Consider the following 17,133-nt stretch of genomic DNA (forward strand, 5'->3'; position numbering starts at 1 on the left):
CGCTGTCAGTGGCGGATGTGAAGGCGGTGCGCCCAGGCGGCGATTTTTTCTTTCATGTCTTCACGCCATGCGCGGTCGTGGGTGGTGGATCCGACCAAAGCCCCTGTGGCGATGAGGAGCAGCCCTGACAAGGCGAAAATGGCCGAAATGGATGCGAATCCTGCGATGGCTCCCGCTGCCGTCGGACCAGCGAGGTTGCCGAGAAAGCGGGAGCTGGCTGTGACGCCGAACACGCGGCCTTGGATGCGGCGCGGGCATTGCGCGTTGATCAGCGCTTGAAGGGCAGGCCATACCCCGCCGACGACAAGCCCTTGCAAGAAGCGCCAGACGTACAATTCATAAAGATGGTCCGTCCATACTTGCGGCAAGGCGAACAAGCCGGACAGCACAAGCAGTATCGGTAATGTTTTCTCCTGCCCGATCCGGTCGCCGAGTTTCCCTAAGTACGGTGCGCCGATGATCGTCGCGATGCCGGTGATCGACGAGGCGAGGCCGGATAGAAAGGCGAGATTGCGAGAATGGCCGACGAGCGACTGGACAAAAATCGTCATCATCGAGTTGACGCCAAGAACCGCAATTTGCACGAGAAACGTGGCGATAAATAAGACGATGAGCGGCCGGTGTCTGAATACTTCTTTGAAGCTGGCCTTGTTTTCTTTTGTCTGCGGCACGACGGGATCTTTTTCGAGCCAAAAAATGACCGGTAAGAGCGTCAGTAAAATGCAAAGCCCGGTCACGAGAAACACCGGGCGGAAGCCGAACAGGTCGGATAAGGCGCCGCCGATGAGAGGTCCGATGATGTTGCCGGCGATGCTTCCCGTCTGCAGCGTCCCGAGAGCCTCGCCGCTATGGTCTCTCGGCACAACGCGGGCCAAGTATGAAAACGAGACAGTGATAAATCCAGAGAAAAAGCCGACAAGAAATCGGAGAGCAAGCAGCGCCATCGGTGAGGCGGCGAACGCCATGCATCCGGTGATCAAGCCCATGCCGATCCCCGCGCGGATGAGGTTGGCGCGCTGGCCGTACTTGTCGGCGAACATGCCCCAAATCGGCGCCATGATGGCCGCCGACAAAAACGTCGCCGAAAAGACAAGACCGGTCCAGACGCTCAACGAATGGTGCTCGGTGACGCCCATTTCCCACAACAGCAGCGACAAAAACGGAATGACCATCGTCATTCCCGCCGACACCATGAAATTGCACAGCCAAAGAACGCGGACGCTTCGCTTCCAGTTCATAGGAGGTCATCTCCTATATTATTTCGTTTCTATAATGATTTTACCACGATGGGAAAACAAAGGAAACGATTTTGCTTCCGAACGGGGAAAGCGAGAGTCAGGCCGTGCGACGGTGGGGAGCGGTGTCATTTCCCTGAACAAACACCATCCCCCTTGCCTGCCCGGCAAGGGGGTCATCTATGTCAAAGGGGGAGGAGATTAGGCGTTATTGGCTTGGGCTTCTTTCCACTTGGCTAACTCACGTTCGACTTCTTCATCAAATGGCACAGGGGACAACACGACGTTCGTTCCGAATCGGACAGCGGCTGCCTCGGCTTCTAAGGCGATGACGCGCTCTTCTATGCGGACAAAGCCGCGCAGCGCCTCGTCGGCGGAAAAGGAGGCGAGCGCCGAGTCGATTTGCTTCAACGCTTGCGCGGCGTTAACGCGGGTAGCGAGCTCCAGCTGCTTAGCTGCGAGCTCGTCGTACCGCTCGCGCAGTTGGTTTAGACGGTTGGCGACTTCGGCTGTTTTCGCTTTGATGGCGTCGTATTGTTGTTTGTACGCCTCCAGTTTTTTCTCATACAACAGCTTGTCGCGCAAGGCGAGTTTGGCGACGGCTTCTTCGTTGCGCTCGAGCGCCAGTTTCGCTTGGCGGCTCCGTTTTTCAATCGTCGCCTCCGCTTGGGCGATGAGCGTCTCATAGCGCTGCTCGGCGACCCATTGCTGGGCGAGCGCCTGGCGCCGTCGTTCGAGCTGTTCTTCAAGTTCGCGCAAATATTGTTTCGTCATGGCGACAGGGTCTTCCCAGCGGTCGATTTGTTCGTTCACTTCAGCGAGAACGATCGTCTTCATTCGGCGAAAAATGCCCATTTGTTTGTGCCTCCTTTTGAATCGTTTTTTTCCATTCATCAAGCCAATCGGTGGAAACGAATGGCGCCGCTGGCATCAACACCTCAACAGCAGATGGTTTGCGCGCTTGGCGACGTCCCAAGGCGTACACCGCGGCCAGTGCAAGCAAAAGCAACACCCATTTCGGCAGCAACGCCGCAATTCCGAGCGTGACGAGCACCCAGCCGATCCAGCGCTTCGACCGCGCCGCGGCGAGCCATACGGCCCCGGCAGCGGCAAGCAAAAGAGGGATGAGCCACTTTAGGAACAACATCGGCATCATCCAGCCTCCACGCTGCTCCATGATGAACTCCCGATGGGGATGACCGAATCCGCCCGGCATGCCGTCAAACGGAGCGCCCGGCCGCCCGTGCGCCATCACTTCATGCGGAGTGAGAATGTGAAACAGGCTGACCCCTGCAAGGGCAACAAGGGCGAGCAGAAAAACTGCCCGAGCTTTCTTCAATCTCGTCACCTCCTTTTGTGTGGTGGACTGGCTTACGGTTTGTATTGTAGAAGGGGAAGGAGAAAATTAGGTGAAAAGCGAATGTTTTTTGAAGGGGTTTTGAGCATATCATCCATTAGGGGGGAGCCGCGAGATGAACGGTGATGTTCGCATGACATGACGGGGGAGGAAGGAAAGACGTGGTTCGGTCGTATGGGGTTGATGTGGGCGGCGCTTTGTTGGTGTTGTGGTTTTCCTTTTTGTTTCCGACGTTTTATGTTGGATATTATGCGTACGGCTCGTTTTTGGGGGTTGCCATCGGTTCGTTGATCGTCGGCCTATCGAGAATTCGATGGCATCCGCAGGCGCGGTTCGGCGGTACTCTGATCGGTTCGTTCCCCATCATCGCGGTGTCTGTCCTCATCATCCGCCTGTTTCCCATCGAAATCCGCGATGTCGGAGACTTGGTTATGCAGTATATCAACGCGGTTGTGAATGCGTTGATATATTTGGCATTCTCCACGCCCTCCACCTGTTGCATCGCCTGAAGCAGGGCGACGTTCCGTTTGCGAAAAAACGCTGAAGCGGCTCATAACGCCTGTCTCACCGTTCAAGAATCATTAGTTGAAATGTGAGGAAGAACATGAAAAACTGTTCTCCATCATCGTCCCTTGCATCGGAGAAACATCATGAAAGAATGATAACGATGGCAAGGGTCGATAGAAAAAAACAAGCTTCTGAAGCAATTACGCTTCAGAAGCTTGTTCGATGACTGTTGCAAATTGGCGGCGATGTTGGATAGTCAAATAAACGAGTGTTCCCATCATCATGGCAACAACAAATAGAAGCAGCTTGCTGAGGTTTTCCCACATAAACGAGAAATCACCGCTTGAGATGACCGCTTTCAATCCGAAAATCGAATACGTCATCGGAAGCCATGCGTTAAAGTGTTGCAACGAGTGTGGAATCAGTTCGAGTGGGAATGTTCCCGCGCTTGTTGTCAATTGCAAAATCAGCACGACAATCGCGATAAATCTTCCTGGATCGCCGAACACGGTAACAAGAAATTGAATGACAGATAAAAATGTGATGCTAGTGACAATGCTAAACACGATAAAGAGCGGGACGCTTTTTACGTGTAAATCGAGTCCAACCAGCAACACGACATCCGCCAGCAGTGCTTGCAAAATCCCAACGCCGATCAAGACGCCGAATTTAGCCAAAAACCAATGCAATGGCGAACGTGGAACCCCTGCTGGTTCGCGAAGCGGAAAGACGATGGAAAGCAACAGCGCACCCACAAACAATCCGAGTGACAAGAAGTACGGCGTAAACCCTGTTCCGTAGTTCGGCACTTTATTGATTTCTTCCTTGTGGAGATTCACTGGTTGGGCAAACATGTCGTAGACAGCCTCATTGGCCTTGACATCGCTTGCTTGTTCGGCTCCTTCTTTCAACTTATTCGCCAATTCTTTTGAGCCGTCTGTCAGTTGGTTGACACCATCTTGCAAATGTTTTGTCCCGTTCGTTAATTTCTTCGTTCCATCCGCTACTTGTTGTGAACCGTTTGCCAACCGACGCGTGCCATCTTGAAGCTGATCTGCTCCTTGAGCCAATGTTTGCAGGCCTGAAGAAAGTGTTCCACTGCCATGGGCAAGCTGGCTTGCTCCTTGTGCAGCTTCTTGCATTTTTTCATACATTGTGTTCATGCCGCTGACGAGTTGTTCTTGGCCATTCGCCAGTGCGTCTGCGCCATTGACAAGTTGTTGTTGACCGGCAAGCAGTTTGTCGACTCCGCGATCGAGAGCGATATGCCCTTCGTGCAGCCGTCGGGCTCCTTCGTGCAAAGAAGAGGCTCCAGAGTGCAACGATTGGGCGCTGCTATTTAACTGTGCAATGCCGTTTTCGACTTGTTTGCTTCCGAATGATAATTCCCCAACATTTTCCTTTAGCTGCTTATACACCGCCTTTTGTGTCGGATCGGGGGTTTGAGCAATGAGTGCATCAAGCTGCGCCGCTAACTGTTCAAGCCCGCCTGTTACTTGGGTCGCCCCTGTTTGAACCCGAGCCGCCCCTTGTTGCCATTGCGCAAGCGACGATGCTAGCTTTTCGGCTCCCCCGCTTAATTGTTCCGAACCCTGCAAAAGTTGCGGAATGCGGGCGTCGAGCGCTTGCATCCCCTCATATACGCGTCTTGTCCCTGAAGCAAGATTCGCTGTTCCTTGTTGAGCCTGCTTGGCTCCGGAGAGGAGTTTCTCTTGCCCAGTGGTCATTTGTTTCATCCCGTTGTAAAGCGTTTCGATTCCGGTTTGAACTTGCAATGAGCCACTGGCAGCTTGGTGCAGTCCGTCAGTAAAGCTCACGGATTTTTCCGCGAGTGTCGCTAAATGGTGATATAACGTTTCACTTCCGTCTTGTGCTTTTTTCATGCCATCATACAGTCGGTTTGTTCCGTTTTGTGCTTGGCTGAGTCCGTCATGCAGTCGTGCGGCTCCGTCGCTCGCTTTTGTCAATCCGTCAGCGACGGTTTGAATCGTATCAAACATGCTTTCGGCATATGTTTCTGTTATGGCGTTCGCTACTTCGTTTTTTATTTTTTCAACTGCAGTTTGACCGATTTGTGCCGATAGAAAGTTAAATCCCTCATTCGGTTTGTAAATGAGCTCCAGTTTTTTCGGATGATCGTCTTGCAGCGTTGTCGCATTCCGGGAAAAATCGTCAGGGATTTGAATGAGCATATAATATTTTTGTTCTTTTAACCCTTTTTCCCCTTCATGTTCGGTTACAAAATGCCAGTCAAACTGTTTGTTCTCTTTTAACTTCTCGACGAGATCTTTTCCAAGATGAATCTCCTTTCCGTCGAGCATTGCCCCTTTGTCTTGGTTGACTACAGCGACGGGAAGTTCATCCAAATGATTGTATGGATCCCAAAATGCCCATAGAAACATGCCGCTGTATAGAAGAGGGATGAATAATACAGCTATGACAGGAATCAGTACTTTGCGGTTGGTCAGAATGGCCTTCCATTCTTTCAACCATAATTGAAATGCGTGCATGCCCGAACCTCCTTTGTGTATAATTATGACTGATTCGTCCATTTAGTCATTTTTAGCCCAAAAAGTGAAGGATTATCATGGAGACAATCCTTTCAGCAAATACAGATCAAACAGTTCGGCAATGGTTTGTTGAGACAATGGTTCGTGCTCTTTTTCCCATTCAATGCTTAGTGCGATGTACATTTTAAACATGAAAAATGCCGTCAACTCAGGATCGCAAGGGCGAATTTCCCCTTTTGCCATCGCTTCTTCAATTTTTTCGCGAATATAGGCAATCATTTCGCGATCAAGGCGTTTCATCACCTCTCGTACAGCTGCGGTGCCAATATCGCGAACTTCCTGCAAAAGTTTGATGGTTAATTCATGTTCCTGGCGGAACGTAAAAATACGTTGCAAGGCGCGTTGGACGTTTTCGCTGAACGACAAACGATCATCCATAGCCGCATCCGCTTCATGCTTAATTTCGGATATAACAGAGGAAACGATATGGTCAAGCAGCTCTTCTTTGCTTTTGAAAAATGTATAAATCGTTCCTTTCCCGACATTAGCCATCTTCGCTACTTGATCCATTGTCGTTGCTTTGTAGCCGAACAGCGAAAATGATTTGGTGGCGGCATCAATAATTTGTTGTTTTTTATCCGACATGGGCATTCATCCTTTGTTTTGACTAAATGGACGATTTGGTCATCACGTTTTAAATCATAACATGAATACGTTCGATTCGCAACAGCAATATTTATGTTTCATTTTTCTCACTCGACGGCGCGTTCTGTTGGGGGAAGGAAGCCTTGGCCTTGCTGTTTTGTCCCCCGGATTTAGCAAGGAAGACGAACAAGAAATTCGGTTCCTTCCCCGATTTGACTATGGACGTGGATCGCGCCGCCGTGGGCGTCGACGATCCATTTGGCGATCGACAGCCCGAGGCCGTGGCCGCCTTGTTGGCGCGAGCGCGCTTTGTCGACGCGGTAAAAGCGGTCGAAAATGCGGCCGATGTCTTCCGGCGGGATGCCGATGCCGGTGTCTTTGACGGAAAGGAACACGTGCTTTGGCTCGGTGCGGATCGACAGCGTCACCTCGCCGCCTTCGGGGGTGTATTTGATCGCGTTGTCGAGCAAAATGTACAATAGCTGCGTCAATTTGTCCGGGTCAGCGGTGACGAGCGCTTGCTCGGGAGCGTGAAAATGCATTGTAATCTGTTTTTTCGCCGCCAGTTCCGACATGAGCTGGAACGTGCGCTCGGCGTGCGGGCGGAAATCGAACGTTTGTTTTGAAAGCTCCAGCGCGGCGTGTTTCGCATCCGCGCGGGCGAGCGTCAACAAGTCGTTCATCAGTTTCGTGATTCGCTTCAATTCGTCACGCAGGCGGTCGAGCAGGCGGTGGGCAAAGTCGTTTTTCATCACATCCTCCTCAAGCGCAAGCGCCTCGACGGACGAGAAGACGACGCTGAGCGGCGTCCGCAGCTCATGAGAGGCGTCGGCGACGAACTGGCGCTGCCGCTCGTACGCTTCTTCAATCGGTGCGAGCGCGCGCTTGGACATAAAGAAGCTGAGCGCCACGCCGACGGCAAGAAACAGCACCGATAAGCCGATGAGCACAATGAGCAGCCAATGGAACACGCCGAAAAACGACGTGACGTCCATGCCGATATACAGCATGCCCACGAAATCGCCGTGGATGACGAGCGGACGGGCGGCGGCGAGCACGCGCCAGTCGCGGGCCGCTTCGCGCGCGAGGCCAGGCATATGCTCGGGCAGCGACACGGTCACATATACAGGGGTGCGCTCGCCTGTGTCCATACGGGACAAGACGTTCAAAAAATACGGGCGCAGGCGCGGATGAATTTCATCCCCAGCAAGCAGATCGCCGTTTGGGCCGATTACGTAAAAGAAAAGTTGATCTTCACTAAGCAGGACGACGCTTTCGTCATGAAACAAGTCAAAATCGCTCTGCTTCAGTAAAAACTGCTCGATCGTATTCGCCTCTTGCTCGGCGAGGCGGCTGATGCGCCGCTCTTGGTCAGAGGTAGCAATCCAGTAAAACAAGGCCGCGGCGATCATGACAAACAAGGCGAGAAACAACGTGAAAATGCCGCTGTAGAGCGCTGTCAGCCGCCAATGGGCGCGGCGGAACAAGTCGGCGCTTCCTAGGCGGCGCAGCCAGCCGCGCCATTCCCTCCAGTTATTTTTCAATTTTATACCCCACTCCTCGAACGGTTTGGATGACATCGTCTTTCAACTTTTTGCGCAATAGCTTGATTGTCGCGTCGATCGTTTTCATTGACACATCGGCATCCCACCCCCAAACGCGGTCCAATATCGTTTCGCGCGGCACGACTTGCCCTTGGTTTTGCACGAGCAAATCGAGAAGCTGAAACTCGCGTGGAGTGAGGAAAATCTCTTCATCGCCGCGATGGAGCGTATGGCTTGTCCGGTTTAAGGTGAAGCCGTGAAACGCCACTTTTTCCTCTTGGAGCGGGACGAACGTGCGCCGTGCGAGCGCCTTGAGCCGCGCGACGAGCTCGTCGATTTCAAACGGTTTGACCAAGTAATCGTCCGCTCCCGCCTCAAGCCCGGTGACGCGGTCGTGGACGGCGTCTTTCGCCGTCAGCATCAAAATCGCGCCTGTGTAGCCGTTTTGCCTCAACCGTCGACAAATGTCCACCCCATCGCCGTTTGGAAGCATCCAATCGAGCACGACGACATCGTAAAACTCGGCGAGCGCGTAGTCGTACGCATCTTCCCCTTCCTGCACCCAATCGATATGGTCGATCCCTTTCTTTTTCAATAAGTGAACGATCAGCTCCCCTAGGTGAAGATCGTCCTCGGCCAGCAAAATTTTCATCGCCATTCCTCCCGTTCTGTCTCTCTTCCTTCTTAATCATATCAAATCGTTCGTGAAAAAACGGTGAAAACGCAGCCCATTCGCCGCGCAGAAGGCTGTTCTCTCAAAAAGAATTTTCACCATTTTTTCACCTTCCTTGGCTATCATGATGGACGAAGAGGAAAAGGAGGCAAACGGCGATGAGGAAAATGAGGAATTTGCATCTTTGGATTGGGCTGATCAGTTCGATCTTTTTGCTTGTTGAGGCGGTGACGGGGCTCCTTCTATCCGAGCCGTGGCTGATCGGTCAGGCGGAGCGCGGCGAGATGCACCGCGCCGCGCAGGAAAGAATGAACGCGTTCGGGGCGGGGCAGACGTCGGGAGCGGGGGCATCTACGGCCCCGATGGCACCGCGCGCCGAGGGAGGCGGATCGTCGCTCATGATGTTCGTCCGCCAGCTGCACGAAGGGAGAATCGGTTCGCTTGACATCCGCTGGGCGGTTGATGTCGCGGCGGTGGCGATGATCATTTTGACCGCGACGGGGATTTTCCTGTCGATCCGCACGCTCGCAGCGGGACGGAGGCGGAAGCAGAAGCGGATGACGCCAGCGCCGGAGACAACATAACGTATGCAGGAAGGGATGAAACGATGCATCAGAACAACCGGAAGAAACAGCGACGCTGGTCTTCTCTTTATGCAAGGCCGATCGATGTCGGTGGCATCGTCGTATTTCGCCCGCCATTTCACTGCTTGGCGGCCATTCGCTCGAAGATGCTGCATATTCCATCATGGATCATGAAGGAGGAGAGGACAAATGGACATGATGCCATTTGAACCAACCCCAACGCCAGAACCGAAACGCCGCGGCCGCTTCGTATCGTGGCTCGCCGCTTCCGTCGCAGGGGCGGTGATTGGGAGCGCGGCGACGTGGTATGTGGCGCCGAAATGGATGCATGAAGAAACGAATTCCCAAACGGAAACAGCGGAAACGACCGCAAAAAGCGAGGCGCTGCCGCTGCAGCCGACGGCGAACGTCAACACGAACATGATCGCTGCCATTAATAAAGTGGCCGATGCGGTCGTCGGCGTCGTCAACATTCAAAAACAAGTCGACTTTTTCTCCGAACAAGCGCAAGATACGGAAGCGGGGACGGGGTCGGGCGTCATCTTTAAAAAAGAAGGCAATGCGGCCTACATTGTGACGAACAACCATGTCATTGAAGGGGCAAACAAAGTCGAAGTGGCGCTTCCGAACGGCAAAAAAGTGAAAGCCGACATCGTCGGCGCGGATGCACTCACCGACCTTGCCGTCTTGAAAATCCCCGTTGAAGGGGTGACGAAAGTGGCGAGCTTCGGCGACTCGTCGAAGGTGAAAATCGGCGAGCCTGTCGCGGCAATCGGCAACCCGCTCGGCCTTGATTTGTCGCGGACGGTGACGGAAGGGATCGTCAGCGGCAAGCGGACGATGCCTGTTTCGACCTCAGCGGGCGATTGGGAAATTGACGTCATCCAAACGGACGCCGCGATCAACCCGGGCAACAGCGGTGGGGCGCTCATCAACAGCGCGGGGCAAGTGATCGGCATCAACAGCATGAAAATCGCCGAAACGGGCGTCGAAGGGCTCGGCTTTGCGATCCCGAGCGAAAACGTCAAACCGATCGTCCAACAGCTCATGAAAGACGGGAAAATCAAACGCCCGTACCTTGGCGTCCAGCTTGTCGATGTGGCGGATTTGTCCGATGATGTCCGCACGAATGAATTGAAATTGCCGTCGAACATCACAAGCGGGGCGGCCGTCACGTCCGTCGAACCGTTCTCCCCAGCCGCCGAGGCCGGATTGAAATCGAAAGACGTCATCACGGCGATCAACGGGGAGAAAATCGACAGCGTCAGCGCGTTGCGCAACTATTTGTACACGAAAACAGCGGTCGGTGATCGCATCAAACTGACGATCTATCGCGACGGGTTTGAGACGACCGTATCCGTCACCTTAAAATCGAGAGACAGCAGACAGTCATAAGAAGACATCGCCTCTTTTCCAGCGAATCGGCGGGGAAGGGGCGCTGTTTTTACGTTTGGCATTTCGACCATGTATATCGGCTTGTCCGCTGCTTGTTCATGGAATGCCGCTGTTGGTCTGTTTGTTTCGCTATAGTGAACTACCCACCACCTACGCTTCGCTTAGAGGTGGGGGCTTCAAGCGACTTGTGTGTGTTCGCTGAACGGTAAGCCACACACAAGAACCCTTTACGCTTCCCTTCGTTCCGAAGGTGTCCGTTCTAGCCATATTCTATCTGAATTCGTGCAATTTATGAAAGTTTCTATAACGATAAATGAGCCAACTATCTAATCGATTTACAACTAAAAACATTCATGAGCAAGCCTTGCTCCCCACTCTGGCATGAAAATGACTGATCAAGGCGGCGCATTTTCACGGAAAAGATCCATGGGCAGCACGCTTTGCCCTCCATCCGGGGATGAAAATCACGCGTCAGTTCTGTATTTTGAAAAAGAGACACGAACCGAATTCCTTGGCTAGAATAGGCGTGCCTACTACGAGCCACAAGGACGTTCGTGCCTCATATGTACAACAGCGAAGTCTCACGAAGGGATCTCAGTTGTCCATGGAGATGAGTAAGTTTGCTCACCTACGGTTTCAATTGGGCAACGACTCTCGGAAGCGGCTGCACCACCATAATTTGATTTTCCTGATGCTCCATTCGGTTTCTGTTGTTTGAAGCGCATGAACACGCCAATACATGGGCGGATGGGGCATAAACTGGAATTCCAAAAATCTAAAAAACCAAGAATCTCTTTCTAAGGAAGAGATTTTTTTGTCCTTTTTATTTGCTTCTTGCTCGTTTTTAAAATCAATGTGGTATCCTACAGACTTTTCCAATGCTCGATCTTGATATTCACACAGGATCGTCAAACTGTTAGCCATTTGAGCATTCCCACCGTCCAACAGCGTTGCTCCTAAATGATCTGCCCGGACTTCCATCCACTGTGTGAATAGAGATTGGAAAGCAGGAAGCAGAAAAATCAAGAGCCATAGGCCGAGAAAAACAAAGATTTGATTATGTTCTAGCCAATTTGGAAAGGCTTCATGGATAAGGAAAACACCAGCAAAAACTAACCCAATCAACGCAAATCGCAATAACTGTCCTATCAAGACATCTCGCTTTTTCACATGAATCGCCTCATGAGCCAAAATGCCTTCAATGGCTTCATGGGGAAGTTTCAGCGTTTCTGAAGTTAACGCTACCAATGATCGACCAATATTCGCACCTATCGCAAAACCGTTATATTCGGCCGATTCCGTAACATAAATATCAACATGAGAAAGGCCGGCACGTGAAAAGACTTTCTCGATGATGGGCAGCAAATCGGGATCGTCTATTTTCCTCATATCTAAAGCGATTTTCAATACGCGATCCGAAATCCATAGATTGAATATCCAAAATAGTATAATAACAGCGGTTGTTGCGATCGGCCCGATCCCCAGCAAAGTAAACAGTGTGAGAAGGGCTGCATAAGCTCCCACCCCTTTCACCGTTGCTGCAAAATACCATTTTCCTAAAAGTCGTTTCCAATTTTTCGGATGATAAAAAGGCTTTACTTCGAACTCTTCCATTTTATGTATTTCTCCTTTAAGGAGAAAATCCATCGATTCTAATGGATCAGGGGTGAGATAAACTTTTTCACCGGAAAAAGATAACTTCCACGTTTTCCCCATGCTGGTCGTATAGTCGATATTAGGAGAGAACAAAGAAAAAAGCTGGAATAGTTGCAACACATCCGGCCTTGTCTGAACGCTTACTTCTGAAAGTTCCTTCAATGGATATTTTTTGGTTTCAAACAAAGATACAGCATATAATGCTTCTTCGTGTTCTGCGTAAAAAAGGCGGAGAGAGCGAAGCAGTCCCACTCTTTTTGTCAGCCCAACAAAAAGAGAGATGAAGCTATATAAAAGGATGAACGTAATCGCGGAATTCGGCCCGAAAAGGAAATAAAGAACAGCAATGACGATGAAAAATCCGGAAAATAACAAATCCGCTAATAGGCGCTCTTTATTTTTAGACAAGACTATTTCTCTCGCACCTTGTTCTTTTAGTTGATCGATGATCTCTTTCAATTGGGTTTTGCTTCTTTCCGGTACCGGAGAGCTAAAAAAGCTAAATCCAAATATAAAAAAAATGGGCACCGTTTTTATAAACCCTTGATCTAAGAACACATAGACGATCCATCCGATTCCGAGTATCGCAGTGAGGATATGTACATATAAAGAAGGACACCATTTTTTAAAAAAGTATGCCAAGAAACCGAGAAAAAAGCCGATTGCAGCAGTCCAAATCGATATAGTCACATCTGGCATCTGTTGCTCCCCCTGTCTAGTTGAAAAAGTGCAAGAAAACCCCTAGTCATTATTTATCACTTAAGTAAATCCACTAACACCCATTGGTAACGAAATTCGTCCATTCTACATGTAGGTGGTTGACAATGGCATGTTGTTGAACGTTCATGAACGTTTTTCTCCAATATTGGTTCTTTTTTCAATTGACATTATAGCAGGAACAGGTTCGTTTTGTATATCTTTTTCTTTTTTCACTCCACTGCGCTTGTTGGGGAACATGAATATGACCTACAATATTTTCCTCACATGTAACGGATAACGATCATTCATGTAGGAGAGGAACCGTATGATTAAGAGACCCGTTTTTGTGTGACTCATGTTGTTGTCTTCCGCATGATTCGTGATTTACGCTTACGAAAGCGAGCGGTCAGTGTCCTGGTATGTTCGTTGCATGAATGGATCAGCAGATTGTTGCTGATGTTTTGACCATTCATTGTATATACATGCTCATTGAAAAGTTAACCTTCGCATAAGCGGTGCCCACTCCGGTTATACTGCTCCTAAGGAAAAGCATGGAAAAGGAGCGGAATTCTGCATGAAACGTCTCAAAATCACCAACGATCACGGATGGACACCTCGGACACTTCGCAAACAGGAACGGAAAATCAAAAACACCCTTCTTCGCCAACGGGTGATGGCGGTTCGCCTCGTCATGGAAGGCTATTTGGGCAAAGAGGTGGCCTCCATGGTCAACGTGTGCCGACAAACCGTTTCCCATTATGTGTCGCTGTTCAACGAAGGCGGTCTGGAGCTCTTGCTTCATCGGGATTTCGCCCCCGGGCGGGAGCCGTTTCTCACCGAAGAACAGCAGGAAGAGATCAAACAGCTTGTGTTGACCACTACTCCCGCGGAACTGGGCTGGGACGTTGCTTCGGCGTGGAACACCAAACTCCTGCAATCCTATGTCGCAAAGCAATTCGGTGTTTCCATTTCCCGCGAAGCGCTGCGAAAACTCCTGCACCGCAAAGGGCTGTCGTGGACACGACCGACGTACACACTGGCGAAAGGAAATCTGGATGAGCAAAAACAATTTGAAAAACAAATGGATCTGATAAAAAAAACTTGATCACCAAGGAGACAGAAGATGCTGTTCTTCTGTACATCGATGAAACCCATATCCGCTCTTACCATGTCTTGCGGTCCACATGGTCGGAAGTCGGCCGCCAAAAACAAGTGCCGACGTTCGGCCATCATGCCCACGTATCGCGGTTTGGCGCGGTCAACATCCACGATGGCGAAACGGTGCTTCATCAAACGACTGCCGCGCCAATGCCGCGACGTTCTTGAATTTCTTGAGAATGCTCAAAGAGCGCTATCCAGACCGTCTCATCGTCTTGGTGTTGGATCACGCCCGCATTCAGCTTGTGGAAATGGCTGAAAGACACCGTGATCGCCAATGTGTTTCACAAACATCGAAACGATATCGTCCAGGCCATTGCTCGGTTTGCGGACGACATCCACGAACGTCCGCAGGAAGTGCTGCAACGCTTAGAGTGTGCAGGATGACTGAGAAGTTAACTCTTCATGTTGCATGTATATAGAAGTCCGGAAAGGGGGAAAATTGCTATTTTCGAAGCGGTTCCCTCCTTACATTCTTCAAGTTTTGCGCGCAGGGCCGCATTTCTATGTGTTTGCTGATGTGATGGAACAGGAGCACGGTGTATTGTATGTGTTGGATCAGCGCGGTTCCGTAGTGAAGGAAATTTCGTTGCCTACGTCCTTCGCGCGCTCCATGGCGGTCTTTCACGGCCGCCTTGTCATCGCCACGAAACCTCGCCTCACCATCGTGGATCCGCATTCATGGCGAGTGGCCTATTGGGGCATGGGGCAAGAAGAGACGCAGTTCGATCAGCTTTACGTGAAGGGAGACACGCTGTGGGTGAGCTATGTCCAAAGGGGAAAGTCAGGATGGCTTGCGCTGAATGATCAGTTTAAGGTGATGGAGAAGCATGAGCTGCCGTCGGTATACTGGGAAGCGCGGTTTTACGGCGACTATGTGTATGCATTGTTTGAGCCGCAGGAGGGGAACAAGGCGGACCATGCTGGAGAAATGAACATTTTCCATCTTCGTACAGGCCAACTTGCCGCCAAGTTTACCGTGCCGAAGCAAAAGCACAACTTGCAGACATTTCAGGTGATGGATGAAATACAATAGGAGTAGGGGATAACGATAGGTCCGAGCATGCCGTTATGGATGTTGATTGGATACTGGGCTGTCGGCATCGCCACGTTCATCGCTGGCGTGGCGGCGCGCCGCATCCGTCGAAGGGGGAAAGGGAGATGGAATTCCGCGATTATGAAGAGTTTTGGCCCTTTTATTTGACCCAGCACCGGAAACGAGCGACAAGGCGTTGGCATTTTGTCGGAACGAGCTTCGTGTTTTTGTTTGTGATCATCGCGATCGCGACGAGGAATGCGTGGTGGTTGCTCGGCGCGCCAATCGCCGCCTATGCGCTCGCCTGGTTCAGCCACTTTTTCATCGAAGGAAACAAGCCCGCCACCTTCGGCCATCCGTTTGGGTCGCTTCGGGCCGATTTTCGCATGTACAGGCTCATGCTTACGGGGCAGCTTGGGCGGGAATTGGAGCGGCTGGGGATTTCAGAGGAATAAAGCGAAGAACGATGAAAAGGCCTTCTCCCTGAAGATGTTTCAAAGTTCGAAGGAGTGGGGGCGGCCATTCGAATGATTCAGGGAGAAGGGGTTTGCCTTCTCATGGCTTCAATTGTTCAATCGTTTCTAGCGGCAGTCCGGTCAGTTCATGGATCGTGTCAGCATCAAATCCTTTTGCCAACATTCGTTTCGCAACATCTAGCTTTGCTTTCTCCATTCCTTTCTCTATTCCTTTTTCCATTCCTTTTTCCGTGAAAATCCCCACCACTTGGTGAGTGCGGTATACGCTCCTGATCCGTGAGGGTATACTGAAAATGGCCAAAAAAGGCAATAGGAAAGCAGAGGTGCCCGATTTTAGGCATCTCGTATAACCTGTCTGCCTTTTGGCTAGACTAAATAAGTTGTGGTTGGCGGAACGGCTCTTTGCGGGAGATCATGCAAAAGATGATCACCAACATCCGCCGAGCAATGGCGATGAGGGCTTTTTTCTTCCCGCACCGGGCCGCCAACGACCAAAACTTTCGGGACAAGGGATGCGTCTTGGATCGAGCTGCTGACCATGCCGCCTCGCATAACGCCGATCGGAGATGGGGATTGCCTTTTGTCGTGCGCGTGCTCTTTCGCTTTCCGGCGCTTTCATGGTTGCCGGGGGACAATCCAGTCCATGAAGCCGCCCGTTCCGGCGTTTCAAAGACGCTCATGTCGGTTCCCATCTCGGCTATGATGACGGCGGCGGTTTGTTTTTTCACTCCGGGCATGGTCATCAGCAGGTTCACTTCCTCGCGATACGGCTCGAGCAGGCGGTCGATGTGTTGGTCGACTTCTTCGATGAGCCGCTCCAATTCCTCAACGTGTTTCCACAAGAGGCGAAGGAGACGGAGCTCGTGTTCGGTCAAGGTGCCGAGCAGCGAATCGTACACCGCTTGCTTTTTCTTTTTGAGCCTGCCGCGCAGGCATTCATCCAACTCGTCCTTGTCCACGTATCCCTTCTCGAGCAGCCGGGCGAGGATGTCTTTTCCGGAAACGCCGAAGAGATCGGAGAGGACCGAGCCGAGTTTGACATTGGAAGACTCGAGCACTTTTTGAATCCGGTTTTTCTCCGAAGTCAGCTGTCCGACCCACTTTTTGCGGAGGCGGGTAAAATCCCGCAATTCGCGAATATCCGCTGGGGGGACGAAACTTTTTTCAACGAGTCCATGGCGGAGCAGCTTGGCGATCCACTCGGCGTCCGAGACATCGGTTTTTCTTCCCGGGACATTTTTGATCCGCTGCGGATTGGCCAGTGTCAAGTCGACATAGCCCTCGAGGAAGGCGAAGACCGGTTTCCAATACACGCCGGTGGATTCCATGGCGACATGGGTGACCCCATGTTCTTCGAGCCACTCAAGCAGGTCGCCAAGTCCCTTCGAGAACGTGGAGAAGGTTTGAATGTCCTTTTGAATGTGTCCATCTTCTTCCCATAGCGCGCAGGCGACGATGGTTTCGGCATGAACATCCAATCCTGCGCAGCGAGGATAGATGACATCCATGATGAAAATCCTCCTTTTCGATGATCGAGTGCGCAAACAGTGAATCCACGGGAGAAATGCGGCAGTTTTCCGTTCGTCGTCACCTTTCCTGTGCATCGGGAAAGGGCGGACAATGGGTGGTGCACCCAGTGGATTCAAACACTTTTCCGT

The 17,133-nt window shown here is 51.3% G+C and carries 17 protein-coding genes and 1 pseudogene; 8 read left to right on the forward strand and 10 right to left on the reverse strand.

The features are described from left to right. Nucleotides 1–5: 5 nt before the first annotated feature. The 3 genes from QSJ10_RS01660 to QSJ10_RS01670 form a co-directional block, all read right to left on the reverse strand. Entirely contained in the window at nt 6–1,238 is a 1,233-nt protein-coding gene (locus QSJ10_RS01660; protein ID WP_033016937.1) for an MFS transporter, read from the reverse strand. 198 nt (nt 1,239–1,436) lie between these two features. Next, complete coding sequence (locus QSJ10_RS01665) at nt 1,437–2,090, reverse strand: PspA/IM30 family protein (protein ID WP_053532224.1); 654 nt, start codon at nt 2,088–2,090, stop codon at nt 1,437–1,439. Then, nucleotides 2,050–2,574, reverse strand: coding sequence for a hypothetical protein (locus QSJ10_RS01670; RefSeq protein WP_033016940.1), 525 nt, complete (start codon nt 2,572–2,574; stop codon nt 2,050–2,052). The genes QSJ10_RS01665 and QSJ10_RS01670 overlap by 41 nt, the downstream gene beginning before the upstream one ends. Nucleotides 2,575–2,753: 179 nt before the next feature. Between QSJ10_RS01670 and QSJ10_RS01675 the strand changes: the two genes are divergently transcribed. Beyond that, complete coding sequence (locus tag QSJ10_RS01675; RefSeq protein WP_053532225.1) at nt 2,754–3,101, forward strand: hypothetical protein; 348 nt, start codon at nt 2,754–2,756, stop codon at nt 3,099–3,101. A gap of 198 nt (nt 3,102–3,299) precedes the next feature. On the opposite strand, the gene QSJ10_RS01680 is transcribed toward QSJ10_RS01675, so the two are convergent. From QSJ10_RS01680 to QSJ10_RS01695, 4 genes are all read right to left on the reverse strand, one after another. Continuing rightward, nucleotides 3,300–5,609 (reverse strand): YhgE/Pip domain-containing protein, encoded by a 2,310-nt coding sequence (locus tag QSJ10_RS01680; RefSeq protein WP_053532226.1) that lies wholly within the window; start codon nt 5,607–5,609, stop codon nt 3,300–3,302. 75 nt (nt 5,610–5,684) lie between these two features. Next, nucleotides 5,685–6,254, reverse strand: coding sequence for a TetR/AcrR family transcriptional regulator (locus QSJ10_RS01685; RefSeq protein WP_033016946.1), 570 nt, complete (start codon nt 6,252–6,254; stop codon nt 5,685–5,687). Between the two features lie 170 nt (nt 6,255–6,424). Then, nucleotides 6,425–7,798, reverse strand: a complete 1,374-nt coding sequence (locus QSJ10_RS01690; RefSeq protein ID WP_033016947.1) for a sensor histidine kinase — start codon at nt 7,796–7,798, stop codon at nt 6,425–6,427. Then, nucleotides 7,788–8,450 carry a response regulator transcription factor gene (locus QSJ10_RS01695; RefSeq protein ID WP_033016949.1) on the reverse strand — a complete coding sequence of 221 codons (663 nt, stop codon included), beginning with the start codon at nt 8,448–8,450 and terminating at the stop codon, nt 7,788–7,790. The genes QSJ10_RS01690 and QSJ10_RS01695 overlap by 11 nt, the downstream gene beginning before the upstream one ends. A gap of 179 nt (nt 8,451–8,629) precedes the next feature. On the opposite strand from QSJ10_RS01695, the gene QSJ10_RS01700 reads away from it, so the two are divergent. From QSJ10_RS01700 to QSJ10_RS01710, 3 genes are read left to right on the forward strand one after another with little or no spacing between them, the layout of a single operon-like run. Further along, nucleotides 8,630–9,055 carry a PepSY-associated TM helix domain-containing protein gene (locus tag QSJ10_RS01700; RefSeq protein ID WP_014194821.1) on the forward strand — a complete coding sequence of 142 codons (426 nt, stop codon included), beginning with the start codon at nt 8,630–8,632 and terminating at the stop codon, nt 9,053–9,055. A 23-nt stretch (nt 9,056–9,078) separates the two neighbouring features. After that, on the forward strand, nt 9,079–9,264 hold the full coding sequence (locus QSJ10_RS01705; RefSeq protein WP_033016953.1) for a hypothetical protein: 186 nt from the start codon (nt 9,079–9,081) through the stop codon (nt 9,262–9,264). Beyond that, entirely contained in the window at nt 9,245–10,450 is a 1,206-nt protein-coding gene (locus QSJ10_RS01710; protein ID WP_033016954.1) for a S1C family serine protease, read from the forward strand. Before QSJ10_RS01705 ends, QSJ10_RS01710 begins: the two co-directional genes overlap by 20 nt. 636 nt (nt 10,451–11,086) lie before the next feature. On the opposite strand, the gene QSJ10_RS01715 is transcribed toward QSJ10_RS01710, so the two are convergent. Next, nucleotides 11,087–12,805, reverse strand: coding sequence for a M56 family metallopeptidase (locus QSJ10_RS01715; protein ID WP_033016956.1), 1,719 nt, complete (start codon nt 12,803–12,805; stop codon nt 11,087–11,089). Between the two features lie 574 nt (nt 12,806–13,379). Here QSJ10_RS01715 and QSJ10_RS01720 point away from each other — a divergent pair. The 4 genes from QSJ10_RS01720 to QSJ10_RS01735 all read left to right on the forward strand — a co-directional run bounded on the left by QSJ10_RS01720 (nt 13,380) and on the right by QSJ10_RS01735 (nt 15,454). Further along, nucleotides 13,380–13,910, forward strand: a complete 531-nt coding sequence (locus QSJ10_RS01720) for a helix-turn-helix domain-containing protein (protein ID WP_289493447.1) — start codon at nt 13,380–13,382, stop codon at nt 13,908–13,910. Continuing rightward, nucleotides 13,907–14,131 carry a transposase gene (locus QSJ10_RS01725; protein ID WP_049625057.1) on the forward strand — a complete coding sequence of 75 codons (225 nt, stop codon included), beginning with the start codon at nt 13,907–13,909 and terminating at the stop codon, nt 14,129–14,131. The genes QSJ10_RS01720 and QSJ10_RS01725 overlap by 4 nt, the downstream gene beginning before the upstream one ends. 352 nt (nt 14,132–14,483) lie before the next feature. Next, a complete protein-coding gene (locus tag QSJ10_RS01730; protein ID WP_235597706.1) occupies nt 14,484–14,999 on the forward strand; it encodes a hypothetical protein in 516 nt (171 codons plus the stop codon). Between the two features lie 125 nt (nt 15,000–15,124). Beyond that, on the forward strand, nt 15,125–15,454 hold the full coding sequence (locus QSJ10_RS01735; protein WP_033013901.1) for an Mpo1-like protein: 330 nt from the start codon (nt 15,125–15,127) through the stop codon (nt 15,452–15,454). Between the two features lie 100 nt (nt 15,455–15,554). Here the strand turns inward: QSJ10_RS01735 and QSJ10_RS01740 are convergent. Continuing rightward, nucleotides 15,555–15,704: pseudogene (locus tag QSJ10_RS01740) on the reverse strand (Rpn/YhgA-type helix-turn-helix domain-containing protein); the annotation flags it as partial. Nucleotides 15,705–15,846: 142 nt separating this feature from the next. Further along, nucleotides 15,847–16,983: an IS110-like element ISGka2 family transposase gene (locus QSJ10_RS01745; protein ID WP_064213609.1), complete on the reverse strand. Its 1,137-nt coding sequence runs from the start codon at nt 16,981–16,983 to the stop codon at nt 15,847–15,849. Between the last annotated feature and the right edge of the window lie 150 nt (nt 16,984–17,133).

Source organism: Geobacillus stearothermophilus ATCC 12980 (assembly GCF_030369615.1).
GTDB classification, from domain to species: domain Bacteria; phylum Bacillota; class Bacilli; order Bacillales; family Anoxybacillaceae; genus Geobacillus; species Geobacillus stearothermophilus.

Coding starts and splice junctions, on each gene's coding strand:
- QSJ10_RS01660 (WP_033016937.1), bottom strand. CDS start 1,238: ATGAACTGGAAGCGAAGCGTCCGCGTTCTTTGGCTGTGCAATTTCATG.
- QSJ10_RS01665 (WP_053532224.1), bottom strand. CDS start 2,090: ATGGGCATTTTTCGCCGAATGAAGACGATCGTTCTCGCTGAAGTGAAC.
- QSJ10_RS01680 (WP_053532226.1), bottom strand. CDS start 5,609: ATGCACGCATTTCAATTATGGTTGAAAGAATGGAAGGCCATTCTGACC.
- QSJ10_RS01685 (WP_033016946.1), bottom strand. CDS start 6,254: ATGTCGGATAAAAAACAACAAATTATTGATGCCGCCACCAAATCATTT.
- QSJ10_RS01695 (WP_033016949.1), bottom strand. CDS start 8,450: ATGAAAATTTTGCTGGCCGAGGACGATCTTCACCTAGGGGAGCTGATC.
- QSJ10_RS01700 (WP_014194821.1), top strand. CDS start 8,630: ATGAGGAAAATGAGGAATTTGCATCTTTGGATTGGGCTGATCAGTTCG.
- QSJ10_RS01705 (WP_033016953.1), top strand. CDS start 9,079: ATGCATCAGAACAACCGGAAGAAACAGCGACGCTGGTCTTCTCTTTAT.
- QSJ10_RS01710 (WP_033016954.1), top strand. CDS start 9,245: ATGGACATGATGCCATTTGAACCAACCCCAACGCCAGAACCGAAACGC.
- QSJ10_RS01715 (WP_033016956.1), bottom strand. CDS start 12,805: ATGCCAGATGTGACTATATCGATTTGGACTGCTGCAATCGGCTTTTTT.
- QSJ10_RS01720 (WP_289493447.1), top strand. CDS start 13,380: ATGAAACGTCTCAAAATCACCAACGATCACGGATGGACACCTCGGACA.
- QSJ10_RS01735 (WP_033013901.1), top strand. CDS start 15,125: ATGGAATTCCGCGATTATGAAGAGTTTTGGCCCTTTTATTTGACCCAG.
- QSJ10_RS01745 (WP_064213609.1), bottom strand. CDS start 16,983: ATGGATGTCATCTATCCTCGCTGCGCAGGATTGGATGTTCATGCCGAA.